Here is a 21,693-nt window from a genome sequence, read left to right as displayed (position 1 = left end):
CAAGCGCGCTACTCTGCGTGAATGTCGCCATATACCGCCCGGATCACGCTTTCCTCACCCGACCAGACCGCCGCTTTCGCGGCCCGCCTTGGCGCGCATTTGCAACCTGGTGACGTTCTGCTGCTGGATGGTCCCATCGGCGCCGGCAAGACGCATTTCGCACGCAGCCTGATCCAATCCAGGATGGATATTCCCGAAGATGTGCCCTCGCCGACCTTCACGCTGGTGCAGACATATGAAACCGCCACATGCGAGATCTGGCATGCCGATCTCTATCGTCTTTCCCTGCCGGACGAGGTGGTCGAGCTTGGCCTGACAGAGGCATTCGACACCGCGATCTGTCTTGTCGAATGGCCTGATCGCCTTGGCGGACTGTCACCCGCCGATGCCTTGCGGATGGAATTCACACAAGGCAAGGACGAGAACCAGAGAGAGGTTGCATTGACATGGACCTGCGAAAAATGGGCAGAGCGCCTGAAGGGAACTTTCGATGAGTAACCGCAGCGATCTGGCGGATGCCTTTGTTGCCGGCACCAATTGGGCCGGGGCCAGCAGGAAACCGCTGGCCGGAGACGCCTCGAACAGGCGCTACGAGCGTTTGCATCTGAACGGGCAAAGCGCCGTATTGATGGATGCGCCAACCGAAAAGGGCGAGGATATTCGCCCCTTTGTTCGGATCGCGCGCTATCTGTCCGATCTGGGATTGAGCGCGCCAAAAATCCTTGCGGTGGATGAAATCAACGGGTTTCTTTTGCTGGAGGACCTTGGCGACGATCTGTTCGCCCGGGTCATTCCCCGGGATCCGGCGCTTGAGCAACTCCTTTACGAAGCCGCAACCGATGTTCTGGTGCATCTGCATCACGCGACCCCGCCCGCCGGGCTGCGCGCCTATGATCCGCAGATCATGCTGGACATGGCGGCACTTGCCTGGCGCTGGTATCTGGGTGGCGCGCTGACAGAGGATCCGGACTCCGAGAGCGCATTTCGCGATGCGTTTGCACCGATCCTCGCGCGCCATGCCAGCGAGACGCCCGTACTGATCCAGCGTGACTATCACGCCGAGAACCTGATCTGGTTGCCTGACAGAACCGGACCGGCACGGGTGGGTCTGCTGGATTTTCAGGATGCGATGCGGGGCCACAGGGCCTATGATCTGGTGTCGGTACTGCAGGATGCCCGCCGCGATGTGCCCCCTGCAATCGAAGACCGGATGGTCGCAAGATATGTTGCCGCCACGGGGCAGGATGATATCGCGTTCCGTGCCGCCTATGCAGTTCTGGGGGCGCAGCGCAATCTTCGCATTCTTGGCGTTTTTGGCAGGCTTTGCATGCTGAATGGCAAATCGCATTACGTGGACCTTATCCCAAGGGTCTGGGATCTGCTGATGCGGGACCTGGACCATCCTGCCCTTGTCCCTGTGGCCAAGCTGATCAAGGGGGAGCTACCGACCCCGACTGCAGACATCCTTGGAAGGATAAAGGAAAGATGCGCGACCATCCCCAAGCCGTGATGCTGTTTGCCGCAGGTTTCGGCACGCGCATGGGTGCGTTGACCGCGGACCGGCCCAAACCACTGGTCAATGTCGCCGGGCGCGCGCTGATCGATCATGCGCTGGACCTTGTCGCTGATGCAGGCATTCCACGAAAGGTTGCCAATCTGCATTACCGTGCGGATATGCTGGAAAGGCACCTGAGCGGAACAGACGTCCTTTTGTCGGTCGAGCAGCCCGAGATCCTTGAAACCGGCGGCGGCCTGCGCCAGGCCGTGCCTTTGCTGGGCGACGGCCCTGTCTTTACCCTGAATACGGACGCAATCTGGAAAGGGCCGAATCCCCTGACCCTTGCCTTGCAGGCCTGGGACCCTGGGCGGATGGATGCGCTTTTGGTCTGCGTCAGCCCGGATATGGCCGTGGGCCACACCGGAACCGGCGATTTTGTCCTTGATGACACCGGGTGCCTGTCACGTGGACCGGGCTGGATCTATGGCGGCGCCCAGATCATCAGGACCGAAGGTCTGAACGAAATCCGCGACAGCGCCTTTTCGCTGAACCTTCTGTGGGACCGGATGCTGGAACGGGGGCGTCTGTTCGGGTTTCGCTATCCCGGACAGTGGTGTGACGTGGGCCGACCAGAGGGGATTGCCCTTGCCGAAAGGCTGATTGGACAAGGCGATGTTTGATCCCTCTGACAAGCCACGCATGTTCGGCCTGCCACCGGGGGCCGACTTTCCCGCGGCGCTGGTTCGGGGTCTTCTGGTCCGGTTCGCCGGCAAGCCGCCCGAGGCGCTGGCGCAGGTGCAGCTGATCGTGAACACACGGCGCATGGCCCGTCGGATACGCGATCTGTTCGATACAGGGCCGGCTCTTCTGCTTCCGGCGATCCGGTTGGTGACGGACATGGGCGACCATGCCGACCTAGCCACGATGGATCCGCCGGTTTCCCCGCTGCGGCGCAGGCTGGAAATATCGCAGTTGGTTGCAAAGCTACTGGACAGTCAGCCTGATCTGGCGCCACGCGCCTCTCTCTATGATTTGTCCGACAGTCTGGCGAGCCTGCTGGACGAGATGCAGGGCGAAGGTGTCGGGCCGGATGCAATCAGGCAACTGGATGTATCGGACCAATCGGGGCATTGGGCGCGCGCACAGCAATTCCTTGGGATCGTGCAACACTTCTTTGACGGAGCGGGCGATGCCCCGGATCGCGAGGCACGGCAAAGACGCGTGATCGAAAGCCTTGTCGCGGGTTGGCGGGCAGAGCCGCCCGCGCATCCCGTGATCGTGGCGGGATCGACCGGGTCGCGCGGCACCACACGCTTTCTGATGGACGCAGTCGCGCGCCTGCCCCAGGGTGCGATCGTTGTGCCGGGGTTCGACTTTGACATGCGCCCGCGCGCCTGGGCCGATCTGAACGATGCACTTCTGGCCGAGGATCATCCCCAGTTCCGGTTTCGCCTTCTGATGCGCGATCTTGGGCTGGAGCCTGACGACATTCTTCCGTGGTCCGACAGCCCCGCACCCTGTCCGGCGCGCAACGCGCTGGTGTCGCTGGCCCTGCGCCCCGCACCTGTCACGGATCAATGGCTGTCGGAAGGGCCACAACTCAGGCAGCTTGATGACGCCATGGCCAATGTGACCCTGGTCGAGGCGCCATCGCTGCGGGCCGAGGCGATGGCAATCGCAATGCGGCTGCGGCAGGCCGCAGAGGATGGCATCACCGCTGCCCTGATCACACCTGACCGGATGCTGACGCGGCAGGTAACCGCTGCGCTGGACCGGTGGAACATCCTGCCGGACGACAGCGCGGGCCAGCCGCTCAACCTGTCACCGCCAGGCCGGTTTCTGCGACATGTTGCGGCACTATTTCAGCGTAAACTGACATCCGAGGCGCTGATCACGCTGCTGTCGCACCCGCTGACGCATTCGGGTGCGGACCGCGGCCTGCATTTGCGCCTGAGCCGCGAACTGGAGTTGCATATCAGGCAAAATGGCCCGCCCTTTCCCACAGGTCCGGACCTGCTGTCCTGGGCCGACAGGCAAAAGCAGACCGAAGCGCGGGATTGGGCTGAATGGGTGACGGCCTGCTTCACCGACAAGCCCATGCCGGGCGAGGTCCCGCTGTCCGAGCGGCTGACCGCGCATCTGGATCTGGCCGCCAGGATCGCGCAGGGCAGCAAGGGTGAAGGAAGCGGGATTCTCTGGCAGGAAAAGGCAGGACGCGAGGCGCTGGCGCTGGTCGAGATGCTGACCCGCGAAGCCGGATATGGCGGCGCCATGGATGCCAGCGACTATGCCGATCTGTTCGGTGCGATCCTTTCGGGCGTCGAGGTGCGTGATCGGGATGCGCCCCATCCGCACATCCTGATCTGGGGCACGCTGGAAGCGCGGGTGCAAGGCGCCGATCTGGTCATTCTTGGCGGGCTGAACGAGGGTAGCTGGCCGGAAATGCCGGGCCCCGATCCCTGGCTGAACCGCAAGATGCGCCACGATGCGGGTCTGCTGCTGCCCGAACGCCGCATCGGGCTGTCAGCCCATGACTTCCAGCAGGCCATTGCCGCACAAGAGGTCTGGCTGACGCGCTCGATCCGGTCCGATGATGCCCAGACGGTGGCCTCGCGCTGGGTGAACCGGATGGTCAATCTGCTGGACGGTCTGCCCGACCAGGGCGGGCCGGAGGTTCTCAAGGCCATGCGGGCCAGGGGCGATTCATGGCTGGAAAAGGTCGTGCAGCTTGAAACGCCCGCGCGCGTGCCGCCCGCCTTGCGACCCTCGCCGCGCCCACCGGTCGCCGCACGGCCAATGCAGCTGTCGGTGACCGAGATCAAGCGGCTGATCCGTGATCCTTATGCAATCTATGCCCGTCACGTTCTGGGGCTGCGCCCGATCAACAGCCTGATGCAGGCGCCTGATGCCCTGCTGCGCGGGATCGTGACGCATGACATCCTCGAAGCTTTCGTCAAGAGTTTGACAGATGCCCCCGAAAAGCTGACGCAGGACGATCTGATGCAGCTTACAGAGACTGTTCTGGCTGAAAATGTACCTTGGCCCGATATCCGCGTCCTGTGGAAAGCGCGGATTGCGCGGGCGGCGGATTGGATCGTCACCAGCGAGAAAGCCCGTCGCGCGCAGGCGCTGCCCATCGCCTTCGAACGCAAGGGCGCGGCCGAACTGTCCGGTCTGGGGTTCACCCTGACCGTCAAGGCCGACCGGATCGACCGCGATGCGACCGGCGCGTTGCATATTTACGATTACAAGACCGGCGCGCTGCCTTCCCAGGATGAGCAGAAATTTTTCGACAAGCAGCTTCTGCTTGAGGCCGCGCTGGCGACGCGCGGTGCGTTCAAGGATATCGCGCCTGCACCCGTGGCCAAGGCCGCCTATATCGGTGTGGGCAGCATCCGCAAGGAACAGCCTGCCCCGCTGGGTGACGAACCGCCCGAAAAAGTCTGGAAGGAACTGGTGGCCCTGATCTCGGCCTATCTGCAAGCGGATCAAGGCTATACGGCCCGACGCGCGATGCTGAAGGAAAGCGATACCGGCGACTATGACCTGCTGGCCCGTTTTGGTGAATGGGATGCCACACAGGACGCCACGCCCGAGGATCTGTCATGAGGCGCGACGACGCAACGGAACGGCAGGTTCAGGCCGCCCGCCCCGACGGATCGACATGGCTTTCAGCAAATGCCGGATCAGGAAAAACACGCGTTCTGACTGATCGTGTTGCGCGTCTGCTTTTGTCCGGGGTAGAGCCGCAGCACATTCTCTGCCTGACCTATACCAAGGCGGCCGCCAGCGAGATGCAGAACCGCCTTTTCAAACGGTTGGGCGGCTGGGCGATGCGGACCGACAGTTCACTGCGGGATGCGCTGCGCGAACTTGGCATCGACGGGGAAATCCATGGTGACGCGCTGCGCCAGGCGCGGACCTTGTTTGCCCGCGCCATCGAAACGCCCGGTGGCCTCAAGATCCAGACGATCCATTCCTTCTGCGCCTCCTTGCTGCGACGCTTTCCGCTGGAAGCACGGGTTACCCCGCAATTCACCGAGATGGATGACCACTCGGCGCGGCAATTGCGGGCAGAGATCCTTCAGTCCCTGGCCGAAGGAAAGACGGCACGCCTGGTCGAGGATATGGCGACCATTTATTCAGGCAGCGACTTTGATGATCTGACCCGCGTCCTGACTGCCCAGCGCGATGCGTTCCAAGGCGATGTCACGCGCGATACGGTTCTGGGCTGGTTCGGTCTTGCGCCGGGATATGATGCCAAAGCGCTGCGCGCGGCGGTATTCAACGGGGATGAGCCAGAGATTCTGCGCCAACTGGTTCCGGCAATGCTGGCCGGCGGACCGAATGACTGCAAACAGGCTGCGCGGCTGGCCTTGCTGACAGGGCAGGATTTGTCCGAGCTGCCCGAGCTTGAGAATATCTTTCTCTATGGCGGATCCGCAAAAAACCCGTTTGGGGCCAAGATAGAGGCTTTTCCATCAAGGGACTGCCGCAAGACGATCCCGGATATCCTGGACGCGCTCAACGACTGGATGACCCGCGTGGAACAGGCCCGCGAATCGCGCCTTGCCCTTGCGGCTGCGGAAAAGACACTGGTTCTGCACCGCTTTGCGCGCGCCTTTCTGCCTGCCTATGAGCGTCAGAAAACGCTTCGGGGCTGGCTTGATTTCGACGATCTCATCGTCAAGGCGCGGGATCTGCTGACCGATCCGGCAGTGGCGGCCTGGGTTCTGTACCGGCTGGATGGCGGGATCGACCATATCCTTGTGGATGAGGCGCAGGATACCAGCCCGGTGCAATGGCAAGTGATCGAAAGGCTGGCGCAGGAATTCACCAGCGGGGCAGGGGCGCGCGCTGACGTTCCACGGACAATCTTCGTTGTTGGTGACAAGAAACAGTCGATCTATTCCTTTCAGGGTGCCGATCCACGGGAATTCGACAGAATGCAGGCCGAATTCGCACAGCGGCTTGTGTCGACCAACCGCCCCTTGTCCGCGATGGAGCTTGAATATTCCTTCCGCTCGGCTGAGGCGGTTCTGCGCCTGGTCGATCAGACTTTCGTGGATCGCGACAGCGCGGGGTTTGCAGGGTCGCTGCACCGGGCTTTCAAGGCGGATATGCCTGGTCGCGTCGATCTTTGGCCAGCGATAGAAAAACCGGCCGCGCCTGAAAAACTGGACTGGCACGATCCGGTCGACCGACGTGGCGAAAGCGACCACATGGTTCTTCTGGCCGATCGGATCGCGTCAGAGATCCGGCGCATGGTGGACCAGCGGGTGCTGATCCCGGTCGAGATCGAAAACAGCGGAACCTACCGGATGCGTCCTGTCCGTGAAGGCGATGTGCTGATCCTTGTTCAGCGACGGTCATCCCTGTTCCGCGAGGTGATCCGCGCGTGCAAGGACAAAGGGCTTGAGGTCGCGGGCGCGGATCGGCTCAAGGTTGGTGCGGAACTGGCGGTGCGCGATCTGGCGGCACTTCTGTCTTTCCTGGCCACGCCGGAAGACGATCTTTCGCTGGCCGTGGCGTTGAAATCACCCCTGTTCGGTTGGACGGAACAGCAGCTTTTCACGCTGGCACAGGGTCGAAAGGGTTACCTGTGGGAGGCATTGCGCAACCAGACCGAAACCCATCCAGACACACTTTCCATTCTGAACGATCTCAGAGATCAGACAGATTTCCTGCGGCCCTACGAATTGATCGAAACTATCCTGACGCGTCATGACGGGCGGCGGCGGATCCTTGGGCGGCTCGGACAAGAGGCCGAGGATGGGATTGACGCTTTTCTGGCGCAGGCGCTGGCCTATGAGCGGGGCAATATCCCCAGCCTGACAGGTTTTCTGACCTGGATGGAGACGGATGAGCTGGAAATCAAACGTCAGATGGATGCGGCGGGCAACCGGATCCGGGTCATGACGGTTCATGGCGCCAAGGGTCTTGAGGCGCCGATCGTCATACTGCCGGATGCCGGACGCCGGGATAACAACATCCGCGACATGATGCTGGTTCATGAGGGCAAGGCGCTTTGGAAGACCCCCGGCGATGACGCGCCCGCCACCGTGGCCGCCGCATTGCAGGCCCAGCTTGAAGCACAGGAGGCTGAGCGCGACCGGCTGCTTTATGTCGCGATGACCCGCGCCGAAAAATGGCTGATCGTTGCTGCGGCCGGCGATCTCGGGAAGGATGGCGGCAGCTGGTTCCACCGGGTCGAAGCCGCGATGCAGGCTTCTGGCGCAGTTCAGCACGACTTCGGCTTTGGGCAGGGCGTGCGCCTTGAAAGCGGAGACTGGTTCCTGCCAGAAACAGACACTGATGCTGCGGAAACAACGCCTCGGTCAGCGCTGGACAGGCTGTTTTCCCAGCCCGCGCCGGCCGTGGCGCCTTTGCCCGAAACTCTCAGCCCATCAGACCTTGGGGGTGCAAAGGCGCTACCGGGAGAGGGCGGAACGACCGAGGAGGAGGCAATGCTGCGCGGGTCGCAGATCCATCTGCTTCTTGAGGTTCTGCCCTCGGTGCCGCCATCGGAATGGGCCTCGCGGGCGCGGGCGATCTTGTCGGGCGGTGAACTTGAGGCGGATGCCGCGGATATCCCCGCATTGCTGGACGAGGCGACGGCCGTCTTGTCCAAGCCAGACCTCGCATTTCTGTTCGCCGGGGGAACGCTGGCTGAGATCCCGGTTTCAGCAACCCTGGAAGAACTTGGCGGCAAGCGCATTCACGGCCTGATCGACCGGCTGATCATCCAGCACGACCGCGTTCTGGCGGTAGATTTCAAAACGAACGTCATTGTTCCTGACAGACCGGAAGCATGCCCCGAAGGGATTTTACGCCAGATGGGCGCCTACGCAGCCGCTTTGCGCTTGATCTATCCCGATCGAAACATTGAAACGGCAGTCCTTTGGACGCGCGGCGCGCAGTTGATGCCGTTGTCGAACGATCTTGTGATGGGGGCGCTGCGACGCAGCAGCCTCCCTTGACGCTGGCGCATGAGGTCCATAGGTTTGCCGCCAATCATTCCCACAGGAGAAAGCCAATGGCGACTGTTGCTGTCACAGACGAGACGTTCGACGCCGAAGTCAAGAATTCCGATATCCCCGTTGTCGTGGACTTCTGGGCAGAGTGGTGCGGCCCCTGCAAGCAGATCGGCCCCGCCCTGGAAGAACTGTCGGCGGAATTCGCAGGCCGCGTGAAGATTGCAAAGGTCGATGTGGACAGCAATCCGAATGCAGCCGCCGCCATGGGCGTGCGCGGCATTCCGGCGCTGTTCATCTTCAAGAACGGCCAGATCGTATCGAACCGCGCAGGCGCCGCACCGAAGGCCGCGCTGCAAAGCTGGATCGAAAGCTCTATCTGATCGGTCGCTGATCAGACTGCGGAAAGGGCGCCCATCTGTGGCGCCCTTTTCATTTCTGAAGGCCGGTGCATCAGATTGGCCACCCCCCGCGCGCAAGGGCTGCGGCAATCTTGTCCTCAGCCCCCTCGCGGCCTGCGTTGATCGACATCTGCTGCCAGAACCACCACAGATAGACCGCATTATCCGGGGCCATGCCCATTACGGTGCGAAACGCCTCTGGCACCCCCAGAGCTGAAACATTGGCCGCGATATGGTGAAAGTCGGATTTCCCGAACAGGATGAAAGGTTTTTCGAACAGGATGCCGTTGAACGCGGCTGATGAATTCTGGGTCACCACATAATCACAACCCGGCAGAAGCCTGTCCATCGACCCTGTCTTCACACTCAGCCTGGGATGGCGTTCCGCCAGCGAATAGATCGCTTGCCGCTCTTTATCGCTATAGCTTTCACCGGGGTGGAATGTTGCGATCACAAGGCGGTCGGGATCGTTCTGCAGCACGGCCTCGACCATCTGGACGGGGCTTGCCGTCTGGAAGGAACGGCACTCGGTCAGCCGACCCTGCAACGGCACGTAAACGAAACCTTCACGGCTGGCGGGCGGGGCATCGGGGAACAGGCGTCTGCGCCAAAACCCGTGAAAGCGCTGCGCCTCTTGCGGATCGATGCTTGCGGGATCGAAATCGGCTTTCGCCACATGCCAATCCCATCGCTCAGTCGTGGTTTCGATCTGCCAGAAAGGATAGTGATAAACCCGACGCATCGTGAGGGCGCGCGCATGGGTCGGCTGGTCCATGTGCAACATCGCGTATCCGGGCCGCAGGGCAGATGATAGCCGCGCCGCCTGCGAATTGGGGCGAAAGGCCACCTCGAAACCGGCCGATCGCAGGACCGAGACAACCTTTCCGATGAAATTATGCTCGCCTGCCTCGGCGCTCTCGCGCAAGCCGTCATCAAGGAAAAAGGTTACGTTCCGCGCACTCGTCATGCGGTCAAGGCTATGTGCTGGCGTGCCGCGCGGCAAGAGCCGCCCTTGTGCCCCATGGCGTCACGTTCCATATATCCTCGTAAGAACGGAGGGCCCAATGGCAGACAAAGATTTTCCCGGCTGGCACGGCACCACGATCATCGGCGTCAAGAAAGATGGCAAAGTGGTCATCGCCGGGGATGGGCAGGTCAGCCTTGGCCAGACCGTCATCAAGGGAAGTGCCCGCAAAGTGCGCCGCCTGTCACCCGGTGGTTTTGATGTGGTTGCGGGCTTTGCCGGATCGACAGCTGACGCCTTTACCCTGCTGGAGCGGCTCGAGGCCAAACTTGAGGCAACACCAGGACAGCTGGCCCGCGCCTCGGTCGAGCTGGCCAAGGATTGGCGCACGGACAAGTACCTGCAAAAGCTCGAGGCGATGCTGATCGTCAGCGATGGTCGCGATATCTTCGTCATCACGGGCGCAGGCGATGTGCTGGAACCCGAACATGATGTCACAGCCATCGGATCCGGTGGCAACTATGCACTAGCCGCCGCACGGGCGCTGATGGACAGCGCCCTTGACGCCGAGGCGATTGCCCGCAAAGCCATGTCCATTGCAGCGGATATCTGCGTCTACACCAATGGGAACCTGACGGTCGAGACGATCGGGAAATAACGGGCCCTCCCTGGAGAAGCGAACATGACAGACCTGACCCCCCGCGAGATCGTGTCCGAACTGGACCGTTTCATCATCGGCCAAAAGGATGCAAAGCGCGCCGTCGCAGTCGCCTTGCGGAACCGCTGGCGGCGCAAGCAACTGGGCGACGACCTGCGTGACGAGGTCTATCCGAAGAATATCCTGATGATCGGGCCGACTGGCGTCGGCAAGACCGAGATCAGCCGCCGCCTGGCGAAACTGGCCCGCGCGCCTTTCATCAAGGTCGAGGCGACGAAATTCACCGAAGTCGGCTATGTCGGCCGCGATGTCGAACAGATCATCCGGGATCTGGTGGATATCGCGATTGCGATGACACGCGAACACATGCGCGACGATGTGCGCGCCAAGGCCCATCTGGCCGCCGAAGAGCGGGTCATTACTGCCATTGCCGGCGAAGATGCCCGCGAAGGCACGCGCGAGATGTTTCGAAAAAAGCTCAAGTCAGGAGAGCTGGACGACACCCTGATCGAACTGGAAGTGGCGGACAGTGCCAGCCCCTTTCCGATGATGGATATCCCCGGACAGCCGGGCAACCAGATGGGGATGATGAATCTGGGCGACCTGTTCGGAAAGGCTTTTGGCCAGCGCAAGCAGCGCAAACGGCTGAGCGTGGCAGAAAGCTATGAAATCCTGATCGGGGAAGAGGCTGACAAGCTGCTGGACGACGAGACCGTGAACCGGGTCGCGCTGCAATCGGTCGAGCAGAACGGGATCGTCTTTCTGGACGAGATCGACAAGGTTTGCGCCCGCTCTGACGCGCGCGGCGCTGACGTCAGCCGCGAAGGCGTGCAGCGCGATCTGCTGCCCCTGATCGAAGGGACGACCGTCAGCACGAAATACGGCCCTGTGAAAACGGATCATGTGCTTTTCATCGCCTCGGGTGCGTTCCACATCGCCAAGCCTTCGGATCTTCTGCCTGAACTTCAGGGGCGTCTGCCGATCCGTGTTGAATTGCGCGCCCTGACCGAAGACGATTTTGTCCGCATTCTGACCGAAACCGAAAATGCGCTGACACGGCAGTATTCCGCGCTGATGGCTACGGAAGAGGTCGCAGTCACTTTTACCGACGACGGCATCGCAGCGCTTGCACGTATTGCCGCCGAAGTGAACCACACGGTGGAGAATATCGGCGCGCGGCGGCTTTACACGGTGATGGAGCGCGTGTTCGAGGAGCTGTCCTTTACCGCACCGGATCGGGCGGGGCAAAGCGTGACGGTGGATGCCGCCTTCGTTGACACCAACCTGGGCGAATTGATGCGGTCCACCGATATCAGTCGTTACGTGCTTTAAGGAACGCCTGCCACTAACATGTTTTCCGGCGCAGATGCGCCTATCTGTGGCGGCGCAGATAGACGTAGTAGGCGCCAGCCCCGCCGTGCGATACATGGGCCTGGGAGATCTGCAGGACCGCTTGCGCCAGGGGCGGTGTGGACAACCAGTTCGGCACCTGGTGTTTGAGTATTCCGCGCGGCACGGGGATCGGTCCGCCCTCATCCCTGTCGCGGCCTTTTCCGGTAATCACCAGCACCAGCCGTTTGCCACTGGCCTGGGCGCGCAGGATGAAGGACGTCAGGGCCGGGTGCGCCTTGTCCATGGTCATGCCATGAAGGTCGATACGCCCTTCCGGGATCAGTTTGCCCCGTTTCATACGCACGAATGCCTTGCTGTCCATGCTTACGGGCGCATCCCGCAGCCTGTCCACGAGGGCTGGCATCAGATCATGTGGCGGCGCGGACGCTCGGACCTTGGCACCAAGCTGGAAGTCCGGCAGTCGCGGCTTCGGGGTCTTGTGGGGCTTGGGTTTAGGCCGCTGCGGCCCATCTTCGGCCCTGGGGCCATCCTGTATCGGTCGCTCCGGATGGAGTCTTTCCGTGCTGTCAGCGATCTTGCGCCAAAGCTCGATCTCATCGGGCCGCAGCCGGCGCCGTGTCATTCCGGGATATCCGTCGCGGCCATGGCATAAGCGCGCTGAATCGGCAAAAGCACGACCATGCGCCCCGGATCCTTCAGCCGCCCCGCCGCGCGCCCGGCCGCATCCCCGGTGCCGAAAAAGATGTCAGCGCGCTGGGCGCCCTTGATGGCAGATCCTGTGTCCTGCGCGATCATCAGGCGGCGCATCGGGTTTTCACCGTCCTTCTCGATCCACACTGGCGCACCCAGGGGGGTGAAGGCAGGGTCCACGGCGATGGTGCGCAAGTCTGTCACCGATCGGTTCATGGCGCCAAGCGGTCCCTTTTCGGCGGGTACGTGGCTGACCTCGCGGAAGAAAACGAAGGATGGATTGTGGCGCAAGAGGTCAAGCCCTTCCTCAGGATTGCGCCGCACCCAGTTCTTGATCACCTCCGCCGATACCTGATGCGAGGCAAAGGTCCCGCGCCGGATCAGTTCAGCGCCGATGGACCTGTATTCATGGCCGTTCGCCCCGGCATAGCCCACGCGAATGCTGCGGCCATTCGACAGTTTGATGCGACCCGATCCCTGGATCTGCAGAAAGAACAGTTCGACCGGATCGTCGACCCAAGCGATTTCAAGACCCCGACCTGACATGACGCCATTCGCTTCGATCTCAGAGCGCGAAAACCAGGGTTGGTTGGTCCGGGCTTCCGGCGGCATGCGATAGACGGGAAACCGGTAGCGGGACGAGGGGGTCAGCGACCCCTCCAACTCGGGTTCGAAATAACCGGTGAACAGGCCGGGGGCACCATCCTCGATCAGGACGGGACGAAAGAACAGTTCGAAAAAGGATCTGGCACTGGTCTGAAGCCGCGCTTCGGTCTGGGCCACCGCACAGAGGCTGGACCAATCCGGGTCCTTCATGTCGGCGCAGGTGTTCAGAAAGGTCCGAAACGCGGATGAATGGTCATCGCTGACCCAGCCGTCAAGTTGGCTGAACTCGAGGACCCGGTAGGTTGGTTCCGACTGCGCTGTGCTTGCTGTCATCGCGAACCAAACCAGGGTCAGGGCTGCCAGCGCCCTGATCATTCGCCCGTTGCGACAAGTTGCCAGTTCGGATCGTCGGTGCCCAGAACACGGGCAAAGGTCCAGACATCCTTCTGGCGCTTCACTTCGTTCGGCTTGCCTTCAACAACCTCGCCCGCTGCATCGCGGACAACGGATGTCATCTCGCCGGTAAAGCGCACGGTGACTTCCGCAAGATTGCTGTCCTTGTCGAAGGTCGCGCCGTGCAGGGCCATTTCCCGGATCCCGATGAACTCGGCCTCAACCGTCAGACCCTGCGCTTCGCGGGCGGCCACGACCTCGGCAAAGGTTTCGTAAACGTCTTCAGCCAGAAATGGCTTGATGCTGTTCATGTCGCCGCGCTCGAAACCCATCAGGATCATCTCATAGGCATAGCGCGCACCCTGCAGAAACTCTGCGACAGAAAAGGACGGCTCGACGCGCTTCATCGCGGCAAGCGTCTTTGCGACGTCGCTGTCGGCCTCGACATTGTCCGTGATGTCATGATCGGGCCCGCCCTCGATCACCTCGAATCCGCGGCGACGATCCGTATTTGCGGGCGCGTCCCGGGGAACGGCAGGCTTCTCGAACCCTTCCCGCGTGCCAAGCACATTTTTCAGGCGCAGGATCAGGAATATAGCAATGCCTGCCAGAACCAAAAGCTGAAGGATGGGAGAATTCATTTAAACCTCTCGTGGGGTCAGGGCATGGAAAGCGAACTAGACCGTTCTTATGTAGGTTAGGGGGTGGGCCAAGTCCACTGTGCCATGGAAGGAAAGGAGCAAGCTCATGTGGCTTTTCGCTGCATTCGTTGCAATTCCCATTATCGAGATCGCCCTGTTCATCCAGGTTGGCGGTTGGATCGGTATGTGGCCGACCCTTGGAATCGTTGTCTTGACGGCCATTCTGGGAACCATGTTGGTACGTGCACAGGGGCGGCTTGCGCTGATGGAACTGCAGCGCGCCTTCTCGCGTCTTGATGATCCGACGTTGCCGCTTGCCAATGGCGCCATGGTTCTTGTCGCCGGCGTTCTTTTGCTGACACCCGGTTTTTTCACCGACGCACTGGGATTTGCTCTACTTGTGCCGGGGGTTCGCTTCGCGGTTTTCAATTTCCTGCGCGCCCGGATTCAAGTTTCCCGTTTCCAGATGGGCCGTGACTCCGGTTTCACGGATGAAGGCCCGGAGCCTTTCCGGCATCGCGCGCAAGGCGCTTCCGGGTCAGAGGTGATAGACGGTGAGTTCCACGAGGTGGAGCCGGGAAAGCGGCCGACACATCGGCCGTCTGGCTGGACGAAGCATTGAGGCTTCGCATCTGTGCTGCTAGACACCTGCGGAAACGTCACTCATCCGGAGATAAAAAATGGCCGAAAACGGCGCAGCCGATACGCCCGCCCAGCCTGCTGCACAGGCCCAGGCGCCGCAGCTGAAACTGAGCATCATCAACCAGTTCATCAAGGACATGTCCTTTGAGAACGTGTTGGCCCAAAAAGGCGTCAGCGGAGAAGTTCAGCCCGACGTGAAGGTCCAGGTCAATCTTGACGCAAAGAAGCGTGCGGCGGAAAACCAGTTCGAAGTGACCATGAAGCTGATCGTCGACAGCTCGGTCAAGGACAGCACGTCGAAGCTTTTTCTTCTTGAGCTGGAGTATGCCGGTGTCTTCCATATCGAAGGCGTGCCGGCCGACCAGATGCATCCTTTCCTGCTGATCGAATGCCCGCGCCTGCTGTTCCCGTTCGTGCGGCGCATCGTGTCGGACGTGACGCGCGATGGCGGCTTCCCGCCGCTGAACATGGACATCATCGATTTCGTTCAGCTGTATCGGTCCGAGCTGGCACGTCGCCAGGCGGCAGAGCAGGCTGCAACCCCGAACGCCTGATTACCCCTGCTTGATCCACAAAGCGCCGTCGCCCAAAGCCTTCACAAAGGCATCATGGGCGGCGGCTTCTTCGTCCGTGATCCGGCTGGGAAGCGGCGTCGGACGCGGTTTCGGACGCCAGGTCTGTGACGATGTCACGCTGGTTTCTGTTGTCGTCGCGGTGGACAGCCCGAAATCCGGCTGCCGCCCGCCGATCAGCTCAAGATAGACTTCGGCCAGGATCTGGCTGTCCAGCAAGGCGCCGTGCAACGTGCGCTCCGTCTCGATCCCGAAGCGGCGGCACAGAGCATCCAGCGACGCAGGCGATCCGGGGAACTTCTTGCGCGCAATCATCAGCGTGTCGATGGCCTGATCCATGGGAAGCAAGGGAAGCTTTATCCATCCCAGCTCTGCGTTCAGGAATTTCATGTCGAAGGCTGCGTTATGGATCACCAGCTTTGCATCGCCGACAAATTCAAGAAATTTCGGCCCGATCTGGGCGAACAAGGGTTTGTCGCGCAGGAAATCATCGCCCAAACCGTGCACTTCGAATGCAGCCTGGGGCATTGCCCGTTGCGGATTGATGTATTCATGAAAGGTGCGCCCTGTCGGCATGTGGTTGTACAGTTCCACGGCGCCGATCTCGACGATCCGATCCCCTTCGGAGGGTTCAAAGCCCGTGGTTTCGGTATCCAGAACGATTTCACGCATGGGTCATTCGCTTCCTTACATCTGCCAGCACTGCGCGAACCTGCTGCGCCGCGTGTTCGGGCGTATCGGTGGTGATCACATAATCCGCTCGGGCACGTTTTTCAGCATCAGGCATTTGCTTGGCAAGAATGGCCTCAAACTGGTCTTGTGACATCGTGCCCCGCGACATTACCCGCTTTTTCTGGGTTTCGGCATCAACCGATACGCAGACAGTCGCATCGACACGGTTTTCGCCGCCGGTTTCGAACAAAAGCGGGATATCCAAGACGACAATTTCAGCGGATGTGGCCTTGATGAAACCCGCACGATCCTGGGCCACAAGGGGGTGAACGATCTGTTCGATCCTGCGCAAGGCATCGGGGTTCTTGGTGATGATCGACTTGAGGATGTCGCGCGACACCGCGCCGTCTATCACCGCCTCGGGGAATGCCTCGGCCATCTGTGCTACTGCGCCGCCATCTTGGGCGTAAAGGCGATGGACAGCGGCATCCGCATCCCAAACGGCGCAACCCTCGTCTTCGAACAGCCGCGCGGTCGTGGATTTTCCCATCCCGATAGAGCCTGTCAGACCGATCAGAAATGTCATTTCAAAACAGCCGCGCGGGTTGCGGCATCGACGGTCGGACGCTGACCGAACCAGCGTTCGAAACCGGGAACGGCCTGGTGCAACAACATGCCAAGACCGTCCACCGTCACGCATCCCATTTCCTGGGCCACGCGCAGCAGGCGCGTTTGCAGCGGGGCATAGACTAGATCCGTGACCAGGGCGCCCTTTTGCAGACCGTCCAGCGGAATCCGCAGTTCAGGCTTGCCCACCATCCCCAGTGAGGTCGTATTGACCACGGTTGTGGCGTCTTCCAGCATGTTCCCGGCCTGCACCCAGTCAACGACCCGCAAGCGCTTGCCGAAATCATGCTGCAACACATCTGCGCGGATGCGGGTCCTGTTCGAGATCAGGATCTCGGGAACGCCAACATCAAGCAGAGAGGCAACAACAGCACGTGCAGCGCCACCTGCGCCAAGAACCGCGGCGGGACCTGCGGCGGGATTCCACTCTGGCGCGTTCTGGCGCAGGTTCTCGATGAAACCGTACCCGTCGGTGTTGTCGGCGTGAATCTTGCCATCCTTGCGGAAGATCAGCGTGTTCGCCGCGCCGATCAGCGTTGCGCGATCTGTCACCAGATCCGCGATTTCCAGAGCGGCCTCTTTATGGGGTATGGTCACATTGACGCCGACAAATCCGGCCTTGGGAAGGGCGCGCAGAACCTCTGCAAGGTGTTCGGCGCTGACATCCATGGGAATATAGAAACCGCGGATACCGTAGGTTTTCAGCCAGTGACCATGCAGCACAGGCGATTTCGAATGCGCGATCGGCGAGCCAATGACACCGGCCAGCGGGATGCGCGGCAGACTTTTCGCATCAGTGCTCATGTATCAATATCCCCCCTGAGAGAAAGATAGGACAGAAGGTCCAGCAAGGGCAGCCCCAGGACGGTGAAATAATCCCCTTCCACCCGCGAAAACAGTCGCACGCCCTCTTTCTCAAGTTTGTAGGCGCCGACGGATTCGGCAATGTCCGGCCAGTTCCTGTCCAGGTATCCTTCAAGCCAGACATCGCTGAAATCGCGGACCATCAGCCGCACCTGTCCGATATGGCGCCAGATCGGTTTTCCCGCATCGCAGATCACGACCGCTGACAGCAGGCTGTGACGCTTGCCGCGCAGCGCGCGAAGCTGCGCCGCGGCATCTTCGCGGGTCGTGGGCTTTGTCAGAACCTGCCCGCCAAGATCCAGAACCTGGTCACATCCTATAACCAGCGCCTCGGGGCGTTTTTCGCTGACACGCAGCGCCTTCATCTCGGCCAGGGCATCGGCCAGATCGCGCGGGCTCGCGCCTTCCGACAGCATGGCATCACGCAGCATGTCTTCATCGACAGCAGGGCGAATGACCTCGAATTCCAAGCCCGCTTGCCGGAGCATCTGCGCCCGGATGGAAGAGCCGGATGCAAGGATTAACGGTTGCGGCATGTGTATAACCCGGTGGAGGAGTGTAAGGTTTTGTTAGGGATGATTACTGGGCATTTTATGGCTTGGATGCAAGGCGGTGACAGGCGCGGGATAACCCGCATGCGCCACGGGTTTTTTCCCGCTGGGGAATGGATGAATCCAGCGTTGTGGAAAACATGCTTTTCCCATGGGTTGTCGAAAAATCCATCCACCGGAAAAAGCAAACCGATCTCTTTTCAAGTTATTGTTTTTACTTTGTTCTTAATTCTTTCCTGATTGGTGCCGGTTTTTATCCCTGACTGTTCCACAGGCTTTGCGACACTTGGATAGGTGTTGGGTAACCCGGTAATCCACAGGAAGGGGTGCTACCTACAAAAACATCATCCTTTTCTCTTATCTATTTATTTTTTAAGAGGGTTCATCGCTGACGAGGATCGCATGACCGATTTCCTGACCCTTGCCTATCCGTGGATGAAGTCGATCCATATCATGGCTGTCATCACCTGGATGGCAGGTATCTTCTACCTTCCAAGGCTGTTCGTGTATCACGCAGAGCAGTCCAAACCAGGTGACAGCCGCGATCAGATATTCACGGTGATGGAGTTCAAGCTGTATCGCTACATCATGAACCCTTCGATCATCGTGGTATGGGTGTTCGGGCTGATCCTTGCCATGACACCGGGGATCGTGGATTGGTCAGCACTCTGGCCCTGGGCCAAGGCTGCTGCGGTCATAGCGATGACGTGGTTTCACATGTGGCTGGGCCAGCGGCGCAAGGAATTCGCGGCTGGTGCAAACGTCCTTTCTGGCCGGAACTACCGGATCATGAACGAGGTCCCGACAATCCTGATGATCGTGATCGTCGTGGCGGTTGTCGTTAAATTCTGATCAGAATTGACTTGAGACCAGGATTTACCTAAAGACCTGTCCAAGCCGCCCGTCCGGGCGGATGTTTCCATTTCAAATAAGACCAAGCGCCGCGGTTGTGCCCGGTCTTCAGGATATTCCCATGAACGACGATGCCACCCAAACCATCGAACGCCTGAACCTTTCCGATCTGAAGGCGAAAAGCCCCAAGGATCTGTTGGCCATGGCCGAGGATCTCGAGATCGAGAACGCGTCCACGATGCGCAAAGGCGACATGATGTTCGCCATTCTCAAAGAGATGGCGGAAGAGGGTTGGGAAATCGGCGGTGATGGTGTTCTGGAGGTTCTTCAGGACGGGTTCGGCTTCCTGCGCTCGCCCGAAGCGAACTATCTTCCCGGTCCGGACGATATCTACGTCTCGCCTGAAATGATCCGGCAGTACGCCTTGCGTACCGGCGATTCCATCGAAGGTGTCATGAAGGCGCCTGAGGAAACCGAGCGGTATTTTGCACTGACCAGTGTGAACTCGATCAATTTCGAGGACCCTGAAAAGGCACGCCACAAGATCGCGTTCGAGAACCTGACCCCGCTTTATCCCGACGAACGCCTGAAGATGGAAATCGAAGATCCGACGATCAAGGATCGTTCCGCGCGCATCATCGATCTGGTGGCACCGATCGGCAAGGGTCAGCGCTCGCTGATCGTCGCCCCGCCGCGCACAGGTAAAACGGTGCTGTTGCAGAACATCGCGCATTCGATCGAACGCAATCACCCAGAATGCTATCTGATCGTTCTGCTGATCGATGAACGTCCCGAAGAAGTGACGGACATGCAGCGCTCGGTCAAAGGCGAGGTGATCTCGTCGACATTCGATGAGCCGGCAACCCGACATGTCGCCGTGTCAGAGATGGTGATCGAAAAAGCCAAGCGTCTGGTCGAGCATAAGCGCGATGTCGTCATCCTGCTGGACAGCATCACCCGTCTTGGTCGGGCGTTCAACACGGTTGTCCCGTCCTCGGGCAAGGTCCTGACCGGCGGTGTTGACGCCAACGCGCTGCAGCGGCCCAAGCGTTTCTTTGGCGCGGCACGCAACGTGGAAGAAGGCGGGTCCTTGACGATCATCGCAACGGCGCTGGTGGATACCGGCAGCCGCATGGATGAGGTCATCTTCGAAGAATTCAAGGGCACCGGCAACTCCGAGATCGTGCTGGATCGCAAAGTCGCCGACAAGCGCGTGTTCCCGGCAATGGACATCCTCAAGTCTGGTACCCGGAAAGAGGATCTGTTGGTGGATGCAAAGGATCTTCACAAGACCTTCGTGCTGCGCAGGATCCTTAACCCGATGGGCACGACGGACGCGATTGAATTCCTGATTTCGAAGCTCAAGCAAACGAAAACCAACGGCGAGTTCTTCGATTCTATGAATTCGTAACTTTTTCACTATAAAACAAAAGGTTACAACTATCATGGACACGATTTTCGCGCTTGCCACCGCGCAAGGCAGGGCGGGGGTGGCTGTTGTTCGCATTTCTGGCCCAGAGTCGCATGATGTCTGCCGCGCGCTGTGCGGCGATCTGCCGGCGGTAAGGATTGCTTCGGTCCGCGTGCTGTCGGACAGTGCAGGGGTCCGGTTGGATGAGGCGTTGGTTCTCGTGTTCGAGGAGGGCGCCAGTTTTACTGGTGAAAAGGTCGTAGAGCTCCACCTGCATGGCAGCATAGCTGTCATCAGTGCGGTACTGCGCGTGCTGTCGTCGATGCCGGGTTTGCGTGCTGCTGAAGCGGGCGAATTCACGCGCCGCGCTCTTGAAAACGGTTGCATAGATCTTGCCCAGGTCGAAGGTCTTGCCGACCTGATAGATGCAGAGACAGAGGCGCAGCGCCGTCAGGCGCTGCGCGTTTTGTCGGGCGACCTTGGAAAGCTTGCGGAAGGGTGGCGGCGTGACCTGATCCGCGCCGCAGCGCTGCTTGAGGCGACGATCGATTTTGCTGACGAAGAGGTTCCCGTTGATGTGACCCCGGAGGTTTCCGAACTTTTGACAGGGGTCAGAATCGCGCTTGCGCGTGAAAGTGAGGGGGTCACGACCGCGGAACGCATTCGGTCCGGCTTTGAGGTGGCGATCGTTGGCGCGCCCAATGTCGGCAAATCCACGCTGCTGAATGCGCTTGCAGGCCGTGAAGCTGCGATCACATCAGAGTTTGCTGGCACAACGCGCGATGTCATCGAAGTTCGGATGGATATTGGCGGCATCCCTGTGACGCTGCTGGATACCGCGGGTTTGCGTGAAACCACTGATGCCATCGAAGAGATCGGGATTCGTCGCGCGCGCGAACGTGCCGCTGCTGCGGATTTGCGGGTTTTTCTGGTTGAAGGCAGCGATGCGCCGGATATGACACCCGAGTCTGGCGATATCGTGCTCAAGGCAAAGGCGGACTTGCTGACTGACAAGACCGATGCCGTGTCCGGGATGAGTGGCGATGGGATCGAATCTCTGATAGAGAACATCAGCAACAGGCTGTCAGGTCGGCTGGGCTCTCTTGGTGTTGCCACCAGAGAGCGTCACCGCGTCGCGATGCAGCGCGCCGTCTTGGCGCTGGACGCGGCATCTGAAAAGTTGGAGCTGGGGCCTGATCTATACGATCTTGCGGCTGAAGAGGTTCGTCAGGCAGTGCGCGCGCTTGAATCGCTTGTGGGTCGTGTGGATGTGGAAAATCTGCTGGATGAGATTTTCTCCAGCTTCTGTGTCGGGAAGTGAGAC

The 21,693-nt window shown here is 60.3% G+C and carries 23 protein-coding genes; 14 read left to right on the top strand and 9 right to left on the bottom strand.

Annotated elements, in window-relative coordinates; all coding sequences use genetic code 11:
* The first annotated feature begins 21 nt into the window (after positions 1-21).
* The 6 genes from tsaE to trxA are packed head-to-tail and all read left to right on the top strand — an operon-like array spanning position 22 to position 8,855.
* A complete protein-coding gene (tsaE, locus tag ACFQ3C_RS10800) occupies positions 22-498 on the top strand; it encodes a tRNA (adenosine(37)-N6)-threonylcarbamoyltransferase complex ATPase subunit type 1 TsaE (protein WP_380791570.1) in 477 nt (158 codons plus the stop codon).
* On the top strand, positions 491-1,510 hold the full coding sequence (locus ACFQ3C_RS10795) for an aminoglycoside phosphotransferase family protein (protein WP_380791568.1): 1,020 nt from the start codon (positions 491-493) through the stop codon (positions 1,508-1,510). The genes tsaE and ACFQ3C_RS10795 overlap by 8 nt, the downstream gene beginning before the upstream one ends.
* Positions 1,486-2,178: a nucleotidyltransferase family protein gene (locus ACFQ3C_RS10790; protein ID WP_380791566.1), complete on the top strand. Its 693-nt coding sequence runs from the start codon at positions 1,486-1,488 to the stop codon at positions 2,176-2,178. Before ACFQ3C_RS10795 ends, ACFQ3C_RS10790 begins: the two co-directional genes overlap by 25 nt.
* The gene (gene addB, locus ACFQ3C_RS10785; RefSeq protein ID WP_380791564.1) at positions 2,171-5,107 is read left to right on the top strand and encodes a double-strand break repair protein AddB; all 2,937 of its coding nucleotides are present in this window, start codon (positions 2,171-2,173) and stop codon (positions 5,105-5,107) included. Before ACFQ3C_RS10790 ends, addB begins: the two co-directional genes overlap by 8 nt.
* Positions 5,104-8,478 carry a double-strand break repair helicase AddA gene (addA, locus tag ACFQ3C_RS10780; protein ID WP_380791562.1) on the top strand — a complete coding sequence of 1,125 codons (3,375 nt, stop codon included), beginning with the start codon at positions 5,104-5,106 and terminating at the stop codon, positions 8,476-8,478. Before addB ends, addA begins: the two co-directional genes overlap by 4 nt.
* 56 nt (positions 8,479-8,534) lie before the next feature.
* Positions 8,535-8,855, top strand: coding sequence for a thioredoxin (gene trxA / locus ACFQ3C_RS10775; RefSeq protein WP_380791560.1), 321 nt, complete (start codon positions 8,535-8,537; stop codon positions 8,853-8,855).
* 70 nt (positions 8,856-8,925) lie between these two features.
* Here trxA and ACFQ3C_RS10770 read toward each other — a convergent pair whose 3' ends face one another.
* Positions 8,926-9,840 carry a capsular polysaccharide export protein, LipB/KpsS family gene (locus tag ACFQ3C_RS10770; protein WP_380791558.1) on the bottom strand — a complete coding sequence of 305 codons (915 nt, stop codon included), beginning with the start codon at positions 9,838-9,840 and terminating at the stop codon, positions 8,926-8,928.
* A gap of 97 nt (positions 9,841-9,937) precedes the next feature.
* Between ACFQ3C_RS10770 and hslV the strand changes: the two genes are divergently transcribed.
* Together hslV and hslU are read left to right on the top strand one after the other, a co-directional pair.
* A complete protein-coding gene (hslV, locus tag ACFQ3C_RS10765) occupies positions 9,938-10,495 on the top strand; it encodes an ATP-dependent protease subunit HslV (RefSeq protein WP_380791556.1) in 558 nt (185 codons plus the stop codon).
* Between the two features lie 24 nt (positions 10,496-10,519).
* A complete protein-coding gene (hslU, locus tag ACFQ3C_RS10760; RefSeq protein WP_380791554.1) occupies positions 10,520-11,827 on the top strand; it encodes an ATP-dependent protease ATPase subunit HslU in 1,308 nt (435 codons plus the stop codon).
* 40 nt (positions 11,828-11,867) lie between these two features.
* Here the strand turns inward: hslU and ACFQ3C_RS10755 are convergent, their stop codons facing one another.
* From ACFQ3C_RS10755 to ACFQ3C_RS10745, 3 genes are all read right to left on the bottom strand, one after another.
* Positions 11,868-12,251: a Smr/MutS family protein gene (locus tag ACFQ3C_RS10755; protein ID WP_380791552.1), complete on the bottom strand. Its 384-nt coding sequence runs from the start codon at positions 12,249-12,251 to the stop codon at positions 11,868-11,870.
* A 215-nt stretch (positions 12,252-12,466) separates the two neighbouring features.
* Positions 12,467-13,477, bottom strand: a complete 1,011-nt coding sequence (gene mltA / locus ACFQ3C_RS10750; RefSeq protein ID WP_380791550.1) for a murein transglycosylase A — start codon at positions 13,475-13,477, stop codon at positions 12,467-12,469.
* A gap of 38 nt (positions 13,478-13,515) precedes the next feature.
* Entirely contained in the window at positions 13,516-14,178 is a 663-nt protein-coding gene (locus ACFQ3C_RS10745) for a Tim44/TimA family putative adaptor protein (RefSeq protein WP_380791548.1), read from the bottom strand.
* Between the two features lie 106 nt (positions 14,179-14,284).
* Here ACFQ3C_RS10745 and ACFQ3C_RS10740 point away from each other — a divergent pair, with 106 nt between their 5' ends.
* Complete coding sequence (locus ACFQ3C_RS10740; RefSeq protein ID WP_380791546.1) at positions 14,285-14,800, top strand: FxsA family protein; 516 nt, start codon at positions 14,285-14,287, stop codon at positions 14,798-14,800.
* A gap of 18 nt (positions 14,801-14,818) precedes the next feature.
* Here the strand turns inward: ACFQ3C_RS10740 and ACFQ3C_RS10735 are convergent, their stop codons facing one another.
* Entirely contained in the window at positions 14,819-14,950 is a 132-nt protein-coding gene (locus ACFQ3C_RS10735) for a hypothetical protein (protein WP_380791544.1), read from the bottom strand.
* A 7-nt stretch (positions 14,951-14,957) separates the two neighbouring features.
* Between ACFQ3C_RS10735 and secB the strand changes: the two genes are divergently transcribed.
* A complete protein-coding gene (secB, locus tag ACFQ3C_RS10730) occupies positions 14,958-15,374 on the top strand; it encodes a protein-export chaperone SecB (protein ID WP_380791542.1) in 417 nt (138 codons plus the stop codon).
* Here secB and dnaQ read toward each other — a convergent pair whose 3' ends face one another.
* The 4 genes from dnaQ to ACFQ3C_RS10710 are packed head-to-tail and all read right to left on the bottom strand — an operon-like array spanning position 15,375 to position 18,091.
* The gene (gene dnaQ, locus ACFQ3C_RS10725; RefSeq protein WP_380791540.1) at positions 15,375-16,064 is read right to left on the bottom strand and encodes a DNA polymerase III subunit epsilon; all 690 of its coding nucleotides are present in this window, start codon (positions 16,062-16,064) and stop codon (positions 15,375-15,377) included.
* Positions 16,057-16,650, bottom strand: a complete 594-nt coding sequence (coaE, locus tag ACFQ3C_RS10720) for a dephospho-CoA kinase (RefSeq protein WP_380791538.1) — start codon at positions 16,648-16,650, stop codon at positions 16,057-16,059. The genes dnaQ and coaE overlap by 8 nt, the downstream gene beginning before the upstream one ends.
* Positions 16,647-17,495, bottom strand: coding sequence for a shikimate dehydrogenase (locus ACFQ3C_RS10715; RefSeq protein ID WP_380791536.1), 849 nt, complete (start codon positions 17,493-17,495; stop codon positions 16,647-16,649). Before ACFQ3C_RS10715 ends, coaE begins: the two co-directional genes overlap by 4 nt.
* Entirely contained in the window at positions 17,492-18,091 is a 600-nt protein-coding gene (locus tag ACFQ3C_RS10710) for a Maf family protein (protein ID WP_380791534.1), read from the bottom strand. The genes ACFQ3C_RS10715 and ACFQ3C_RS10710 overlap by 4 nt, the downstream gene beginning before the upstream one ends.
* Before the next feature lie 128 nt (positions 18,092-18,219).
* Here ACFQ3C_RS10710 and ACFQ3C_RS10705 point away from each other — a divergent pair, with 128 nt between their 5' ends.
* The 4 genes from ACFQ3C_RS10705 to mnmE all read left to right on the top strand — a co-directional run bounded on the left by ACFQ3C_RS10705 (position 18,220) and on the right by mnmE (position 21,690).
* Positions 18,220-18,369 (top strand): hypothetical protein, encoded by a 150-nt coding sequence (locus ACFQ3C_RS10705; RefSeq protein ID WP_380791532.1) that lies wholly within the window; start codon positions 18,220-18,222, stop codon positions 18,367-18,369.
* Between the two features lie 139 nt (positions 18,370-18,508).
* Complete coding sequence (gene hemJ / locus ACFQ3C_RS10700) at positions 18,509-18,958, top strand: protoporphyrinogen oxidase HemJ (RefSeq protein ID WP_380791530.1); 450 nt, start codon at positions 18,509-18,511, stop codon at positions 18,956-18,958.
* A 121-nt stretch (positions 18,959-19,079) separates the two neighbouring features.
* Entirely contained in the window at positions 19,080-20,369 is a 1,290-nt protein-coding gene (rho, locus tag ACFQ3C_RS10695) for a transcription termination factor Rho (RefSeq protein WP_380791528.1), read from the top strand.
* A gap of 34 nt (positions 20,370-20,403) precedes the next feature.
* The gene (gene mnmE, locus ACFQ3C_RS10690) at positions 20,404-21,690 is read left to right on the top strand and encodes a tRNA uridine-5-carboxymethylaminomethyl(34) synthesis GTPase MnmE (RefSeq protein WP_380791526.1); all 1,287 of its coding nucleotides are present in this window, start codon (positions 20,404-20,406) and stop codon (positions 21,688-21,690) included.
* The last annotated feature ends 3 nt before the right edge of the window (positions 21,691-21,693 follow it).

Origin of the sequence: Seohaeicola saemankumensis (assembly GCF_042678485.1) — a bacterium.
Classification (GTDB): domain Bacteria; phylum Pseudomonadota; class Alphaproteobacteria; order Rhodobacterales; family Rhodobacteraceae; genus Seohaeicola; species Seohaeicola saemankumensis.
Note: the sequence above shows the minus strand (reverse complement) of the source record. Positions and strands in the feature narration are given on the sequence as shown.